The organism is Mycobacterium sp. E2497, assembly GCF_001668695.1.
GTDB lineage: Bacteria > Actinomycetota > Actinomycetes > Mycobacteriales > Mycobacteriaceae > Mycobacterium.
In genome coordinates this window covers 23100-30160 of record NZ_LZKD01000168.1, presented here as the reverse complement: position 1 = coordinate 30160, position 7061 = coordinate 23100, and the positions used below count along the sequence as shown (strand labels likewise).

Sequence of the window (7061 nt, the reverse complement as noted above, 5' to 3'; positions counted from 1 at the left end):
CGTGTACGCGCTGACCGGGTGCTTTGCGGCCGTGCGCAGCACGTCGACCCAGCGGACCGGTCCGGTGAGCTGACCCCGCAGCAGTTCCCGGGCCTCCTCGCCCGAGCGAACGTAGGTGCCGGTGACCGAACTGATCACCGGCAACGTGGGGTCAGCGAACCGCTTGGCAGCGAGGGCCTCGGTGAACCGCTCTTTGACCGCGGCCATCAGCGAGCAATGGAAGGGTGCACCAACGTCCAGCGGCGCGACCCGCTCGGCGTCGGCCTCCAGCGCGGCCCGGCCCACCGCCTCTACGGCGCGGGCATGCCCCGAGATGACGGTCTGCAGCGGCTCGTTGTAGTTCGCGACTTCGACCACGCCGACGCCGTCGGCGCTACGGCAGGCGGCCAGCACCTTGTCCGCGGGCAGGCCCATTATCGCCGCCATCGCGCCGGGCACCTCGCGAGCCACGTCGCCCATCAGTTGGCCGCGCAGCCGCACCAGCTCCAGGGCCGACTCGAGGGACAACACCCCGGCGGCGACCAGAGCCGGATACTCGCCGAGGCTGTGGCCCGCGATTACTGCGGGCCGGTAGCCGGCTGCCCGCAGCAGATCCCAGATGGCGAGGCTGGTCGTGGCGATCGCCGGCTGGGTGATCTCGGTTCGGGCGAGTTCCTCGGCACTTCCTGTCACGCAGATCTGCGACATCGGCAGGCCCAGGATCTCATCGGCCTGGGCGAACAGCTGTTGGGCCGAGGGATAGGTGTCGAGCAGGTGGCTTGCCATGCCGGGGCGCTGCGAGCCCTGTCCGGTGAACATCGCTAGGCAACCCCGCGGCGTCTCGCGACTGACAGAGCCGGTCCGACTGGTCATGAGGTGCTCCTCCCGCGACCCGGTGTGACGCTGGCGCAGCCAGCCGATCGCATTGGTACGTGCTGCCGGGGTCAACCCTGGGGCACTGAGATGGGCGCAAGGCTGGAGCCCGTCTTGACCGGGGGTGTAATAGCAGGTCAGCGCGCTAGACGGAGCTGCACCGCCTCCGTGGTCTCGTCGGCACGGTCATCCCTGAGCCCGCGCGCGAAACTGCGCTGTAGACCGTCGAGGCGGTAGCGGGTGTGGTGCTGGGCTACTGCGGACTCGGCCACCGTCAGAAAATGGGTCTCCACCAGTTTCTCGCAGGTGTCCTCGACTGCGGTGAAGTCCTTGCCGAGCCACTGGCATGCCAGATTTGCGTCAAACTCGGGCACCGTCAGATCGGCCAGGCAGCGGAGCGCTTCGCGGGCATCGGCGGGTAGCGTCTCGTACGACGCCATGAAGCAGGCGCGCACGCTCAGTGAGCTGTGGGCCAGCTCGTCCAGGCGCCGGGCCTCCTCACTGAGCCGTTCCGCGTAGCGACGCAGCGACCAGTGGGGACGGATGTTGAGCCGCACGGCCGCAGCGCGCAGCGCGAGCGGCAGCCCGCCACAATACCGGGCGACCGCTGCGGCCGCGGCCGGCTCCCGGTTGACGCGCTCCTTGCCAAGTACGTGGGTCAGGAGCCGCACACTGTCGCCGGGCGGCAGGGCCGTCAGCTGTATGACGCAGGCGCCGGGCCGAGCGCTGAGCCAGCCTCTGCTGGTGATCAGTACCGCGGTGGCTCGGCTGCTCGGCAGCAAAGGCTGCACCTGGTCATCGTCGACGGCATCGTCGAGTATGAGCAGCAGCCGACGCCCGGCCAGAGCCAGCTGGTAGACCTCGGAACGTTCGTCTGGGTCGGTCGGGATGCGGTCGTGATCCGTCCCCAGGGCCCGCAGCAGCCGACCCTGAACCGCGTAGGGGTCTGCCGGATGCGCGCCGCTGCGGCGCAGCGCCGCATACAGCTGCCCGTCCGGGAAGGCGGACCGGTGTCGATGCCCCAGGCGCACGGCCAGCGCGGTCTTGCCGACACCTCCCCCGCCCACTACCAGCACGACTGGGGGCTGTGAGGCCGTCGGCCGCGTCAAGGCTCTCTCGGCCACGTCGAGTTCCCCGGCCCGCCCGATGAAGTCAGGTAGGTCGAGCGGAAGCATCTGCGGGACGACCAGGGTCGGCCGGGAGACCTCGACGACCTGGTGCGTCTCCGCACTGCGCAGGTCGCCGCTTCGCTCGGGCGCCGGTGTGGGATCGACCGCTTCGCCACGCAGGATCGTTTGATAGAGCTGCTGCAGCCGCCGCGACGGATCCGTACCGAGTTCCTTGGCGATCAGCTGGCGTATCGACTCATAGCGCTCAAGGGCGTCGACTGTGCGGCCCTCAATGTAGAGCGCGAGCACCAGGCGTTCGCATAGCTGCTCGGAGAGTGGGTCGTTCAGCATCGCATTCCGGAGCTCCGCGAGAACGGCGCTTGGGCGCCCGAGCCGAATCTCGGCATCCGCCCACTGGCAGAGCGCCTCGCTGTGCAGCTGCCGCAGCGTCTGCCGGACCCCGTCCGCCCACTCGCTATGCATGCCGACCAGTGCGTCACCCCGCCACATCTTCAGCGCCTGCTGGAGCAGCGTGCTGCGTTCCTGGTCGTCCACCCCCTCCTGCTGCGAGCTCTTGAGCAGCCGACGGAACCGCACGAGATCCACGGCGCCGAGATCGGTCGAAACCAGATAGCCGGCCGGCGATCTGACCAGGCTAATCGGCTCGGGCAGCGCCGCCGAGGCCTGAGCTAATGCGCGGCGCAACCGGGTAACGTACGTATAGACGACGTTACGGACTTCTGCCGGCGGTCGGTCCCCCCATACGCGGTCGACAAGGGACTCCAGTGGCACCGGCCGTCCAGCGTCAACCAGCAGGGCGCCGAGGATAGAGCGTTGCCGCGCAGGGCCGATATTTGCCAATGAGCTGCCCGTCCAGAGCTCTATCGATCCCAGTATTCGGAGCTCCATACCCGGATGTCCCCCTCTCAGCTCCATACCCGGATGTCCCCCTCTCGGATTCGGTGACAATGTCACCGGAAATTTCGGTTACAACGTCACCATAAAGGGACGTTGTAAACATTATGGGGGGTCTTAGGACTGGTCGGGCTACCAGGAAGGCCAGAAACGAAGGATTTCAACTCGGCGCAACGATGTGTTTATTAGACTGTGAGGCCGCTTTGGCGAGATGCCGACCGGGTGGTGAACGCGTCGCCTAGGCGCCGTTCACGGATTCGCGGAAGTCCTTCGGCGACAGCGGGATTGGCGCCTGGCGAATCAGGTTCGCTGTGGTCATGGGCCGCACGGCAAGGGACCGTGCAACAACGCCGCGACGATTTGGTTCACAGTCGTCATAGGCTGCGCAGCCAGCCCAGCGAACTGGACGGCGCGCCCGTCCTCGGCGCTTGCTGAGGAGCACTCGGATCGGCTATTTCGTTGATCGGCGTAGCCGCAACCTCGCGAACCACGTCACCCGATCCGTGCGTGAGGACGAGGGTTCGAGACGGCGTCTACCTCCTCCACCGTCCCTCGTCGCCAACTCCGTCGATATCGCCTATCCGGCGGCCAGCTCTTCTAGGAGGCCCGGCCGGTGCGGTTGCCAGCCCAGCTCGCCGCGGGCGTGAGCGTGAGTAGCGACTTGATCCAACATGAGCGCTTCAACCATCACATTCCAATACCGCTCAGCGTCCGCCGGATCCCATGCCTGCACCTGGGCGGAATGGCGATCGGCCATGACTTTCGCCGCATCCTTCATGCGCACCGACTCGTCGCTGGCAGCCAGATAGACCGACCCCGCCGGCGCTGACTCGACCGCCAACGCGTAGAGATCACCGAGGTCGTCGGCGTGCACGACGGCCCACCGGTTGGAGCCGTCGCCAAAGTGACGAACGACCCTGTCCTCACCGCTCCCTTCCGGAGCCAACAGCATGGGCACGTAGCCGCGCCTGCCGCCATAGACCAGCCCGGGGCGGATCCGAATGGTGCGCAGGCCCTGGCCGGCGGCCTCGAGCAACATCTGTTCTATCGCAGGCCGCCAAGCGACGACCATCGGTGGTGCGAGCGGTGAGTCCTCGGTCAACGGAGCCGATCCGACGTTGCCATGGAGCCAGAGGCCGCTGGTGTAGACGAACGGCTTGTCGGTGCCGGCGAAGGCTGCGACCAGGGCAGCTACCACACGCTGATCCAGTTCAGCAGCCCGCTCATCATTGCTGGAGGCCGCGTGCACCGCGCCGTCCATGCGCTGCGCGAGGTGGGACAACCCATCGGTCTCGAAAAGGTCGGCCACAACCACCTCGACGCCATCTGGCACCCCCGCGCGACTGCTTTCGTCGCGGACCGTACCGGTGACGGTATGGCCGCGTTGGGTGAGAGCGCGGGCCACCGCGCCGCCGATCGTTCCCGTGACGCCAGTTACTAGTACATGCATGGACATTGTCCCTTCACTCTCGATTCGCAATCAGGATCGCTCGCGGGGCCAGGTACGGTGGCGCGGCCTTGCCGTTGCGCCGGATAGCGTCATCAATTCGGCGGGCACGGCGGTCTGTGACCGGAAGGGCCTCCTCCAGTTCGGGGCGCATCGTGGAAGCACACGGCCGGAACACGCGGCCGCGCCTCCGACCTGCTTGACTGTACAGGTTACACAGTACACAATTATTACGGTGTGAGTAAGCCGTAAGTAGTACAAGGGTGGAGTCATGAGCACCAGCACCACGGAACATTCCGCGAAGACGGTCAACGGCCACAATCCGGACGCGATTGACAGCTTCGTCGCCGAGGAGGGTGGTGAACAATGACGCTTCGCGAACAGGACACGCCTCCCCCGGCCCCACCTACGCTGACACCGGCCCAGCGACGGAGAGACCGGGAGCGAGCCGCCGCGCGGGCGACGATCCTGTCCGCGGCCCTGGATGTGGCCCGCCGCGACGGGTGGGACGCAGTCACCATGCGTCGGCTCGCCGACGAAATCGAGTACTCCGCGAACTTTGCCTATCGCTACTTCACCGGCCGCGACGACATCCTCCGTACCCTGGTGCGCGAAGCGTTCGCCCGGCTCCGGGAGGCCATGGCCACCGCGAGTCAGCAGACGGAGCCGGATTCTGACAGCGGCTCCACCACCCGCATGTCGAGCACTGACGCGTCGAGCGCGGCGGCTGCACGAGTGCGGCGTGCGGGCCATGCCTACCTCGATTTCGCCCTGACCGACCCCGACCTCTATCAGCTGATGTACGGCCTGGGCGGCGTGCGGGTGCCCGCCACCGACGCCTGGACTGAAGGGCAGGCTATCGGCAACATCATGAGCGAACTGCTCAGCGCCGCCGGTGACACCCGTGCCGAGCAGCACGTATTGCAGCTGTGGGCGACCGCGCACGGGCTGATTGCGCTCCTCGTCGTCGGCCGTGTCGATGTCGATGCCAGTGAACTTCATGCGCTGTTCGAGGACGCACTGACCGACTGCCTCACCCGCGCCCTGCCCGGGCCCGAAACAGCCCGGGCGTAGCCCGTCCGACCTCCTGGAAGGAACGACCTCGCCACCATGAACACCGTTGCCATCGCTATCGCCGTCGTCGGCGTGCTCAGCCTAGGAATCATCTACGGCACCGACCTGTTTTGCGCACTCATCGTGCGGCCGGCCGCAAGCGGCGCCGCCGATGCCTCCATCGCGGACTTGATCGGCCGAGTCCACGAATATGGGGACCGCCGCCTGCCTATACCTGGGGTGGTATCGATCCTGGCTGCAGGACTCGCCATCGCCATCAGCGACGGCGTCCCGGCCCGCGTCGGGGCAGCGACCGCCCTGATCGGACTGCTGGCCTGGCTCGCCATCTACCTATCCATCAGCGCGCCCATCAACAAGAGGCTCCGCTCGGCCGCAGCTAGCCATACCGTCCCGGCAGACACCAAAGAGCTTCAGCGACGCTGGGACCGCGTCATTTGGCTTCGAGCTGCTCTGCAGACCATTGCACTGGGCGGTCTCCTGGCGGTCATCATCGTCCGCTGAACCGCAAAGAGGGCCACGCCCCGTCGCGCACAGCTGGTGGAAGCAGTCCATCGCTCGGACGGTGATGGATGAGGAGCTTGAGCCCAGCGTAGATTTCCCGCCGCCTCGTGATTGACACCGACTTCCCCGATGTTGTGTCGTCGCGGCTCCGCCGCGAGGGTCTAAGTGCTGTTCATCGCCGCCAGCGGCCAGGCGCTCGAGCGTGAATGATCTGTTTGCGGACCGGGCGTGCGCTACCGATGCCCGAGGCGGGTCGAAACGTCGCCGCTGCCGCATGTAACCCCATCCGATCAGCACCGAGCTGGGGATCCATTCCCAGTCAAGGAAGGCTCCAGTCCCGCCCCCTAGATTTGCGGGGCAGCGAAGACGTCAAAAAGAGCTTCCGTGGAAGGTGACCCACTCATGGCAGGACAGCAAGACCTGAAGCTTCTGCAGCCACACGACTACGACGAGCTGTACCGGGAGGGAAAGACATCGCCGGGCGAGGTCGGCACGAGTCTCGACGTTATTCCGTGGGACATTGGGGCGCCGCAGCCGATCATCGTCGAGCTCGCGCAGGCCGGCGAGATCACCGGCCCCGTGCTGGACGCTGGGTGTGGCCTCGGGGAAAACGCGCTGTTCTTCGCCGAATGCGGCTACCAGGTCACCGGGGTCGACGCGTCCTCATGCGCGATCGAAGACAACCGGACTAAGGCGCACGAACGCGGCTTGCAAGTCGAGTTCGTCGTGGCCGATGCGACCACGATGGAGGGCGTCGAAGGCCCGTTCCGCACGGCTGTGGATAGCGCGCTATTGCACTGTCTGGACGCAGACGCGCAGCGCAGCTACATATCCGCGCTGCACGGGATCTGCGAACGCGGAGCACGCCTGCATTTGCTGTGCTTCTCGGACATGCTTCCCGCGGAAATCCCGGCCTATCGGAGCACCGAGGCCCACCTGCGCGAATCTTTCAGCAACGGTTGGATGATCCACCGGCTACAGCGCCGCGGCTACGCCACCACCTTTACCAAGGAAAAGGTCCGCAGCCTCCTCGAGAGGGACTCTTCGGCGATGGACCTCAGTCACCTTGAGGTCGACGATGCGGGGCGACTTCTGCTGCCGATCTGGCAACTGACAGCTGAACGGATCTGACGCGTCCATTCCCGAACAGCTCGCTGACGACG

General features: G+C 66.4%; 6 protein-coding genes. 3 read left to right on the top strand and 3 right to left on the bottom strand.

Annotation, left to right across the window (positions count from 1 at the left end):
* The 3 genes from fabD to A5713_RS15425 all read right to left on the bottom strand — a co-directional run.
* Positions 1-798, bottom strand: a 798-nt coding sequence (gene fabD / locus A5713_RS15435; RefSeq protein WP_068096712.1) for an ACP S-malonyltransferase, incomplete at its 3' end; no start/stop codon positions are given.
* Positions 799-989: 191 nt separating this feature from the next.
* Entirely contained in the window at positions 990-2870 is a 1881-nt protein-coding gene (locus tag A5713_RS15430; protein WP_197516379.1) for an AfsR/SARP family transcriptional regulator, read from the bottom strand.
* A 583-nt stretch (positions 2871-3453) separates the two neighbouring features.
* Complete coding sequence (locus tag A5713_RS15425) at positions 3454-4332, bottom strand: NAD-dependent epimerase/dehydratase family protein (protein WP_082972974.1); 879 nt, start codon at positions 4330-4332, stop codon at positions 3454-3456.
* A gap of 357 nt (positions 4333-4689) precedes the next feature.
* Here A5713_RS15425 and A5713_RS15420 point away from each other — a divergent pair, with 357 nt between their 5' ends.
* From A5713_RS15420 to A5713_RS15410, 3 genes are all read left to right on the top strand, one after another.
* A complete protein-coding gene (locus A5713_RS15420) occupies positions 4690-5397 on the top strand; it encodes a TetR/AcrR family transcriptional regulator (RefSeq protein WP_082972973.1) in 708 nt (235 codons plus the stop codon).
* Between the two features lie 36 nt (positions 5398-5433).
* On the top strand, positions 5434-5898 hold the full coding sequence (locus tag A5713_RS15415; protein WP_068096708.1) for a DUF1772 domain-containing protein: 465 nt from the start codon (positions 5434-5436) through the stop codon (positions 5896-5898).
* A gap of 402 nt (positions 5899-6300) precedes the next feature.
* The gene (locus A5713_RS15410) at positions 6301-7029 is read left to right on the top strand and encodes a class I SAM-dependent methyltransferase (protein WP_068096706.1); all 729 of its coding nucleotides are present in this window, start codon (positions 6301-6303) and stop codon (positions 7027-7029) included.
* The last annotated feature ends 32 nt before the right edge of the window (positions 7030-7061 follow it).

What these genes read in the sequence shown, in the direction of transcription:
- A5713_RS15430 (WP_197516379.1), bottom strand. Translation starts at nt 2,870, where the DNA reads ATGGAGCTCCGAATACTGGGATCGATAGAGCTCTGGACGGGCAGCTCA.
- A5713_RS15425 (WP_082972974.1), bottom strand. Translation starts at nt 4,332, where the DNA reads ATGTCCATGCATGTACTAGTAACTGGCGTCACGGGAACGATCGGCGGC.
- A5713_RS15420 (WP_082972973.1), top strand. Translation starts at nt 4,690, where the DNA reads ATGACGCTTCGCGAACAGGACACGCCTCCCCCGGCCCCACCTACGCTG.
- A5713_RS15415 (WP_068096708.1), top strand. Translation starts at nt 5,434, where the DNA reads ATGAACACCGTTGCCATCGCTATCGCCGTCGTCGGCGTGCTCAGCCTA.
- A5713_RS15410 (WP_068096706.1), top strand. Translation starts at nt 6,301, where the DNA reads ATGGCAGGACAGCAAGACCTGAAGCTTCTGCAGCCACACGACTACGAC.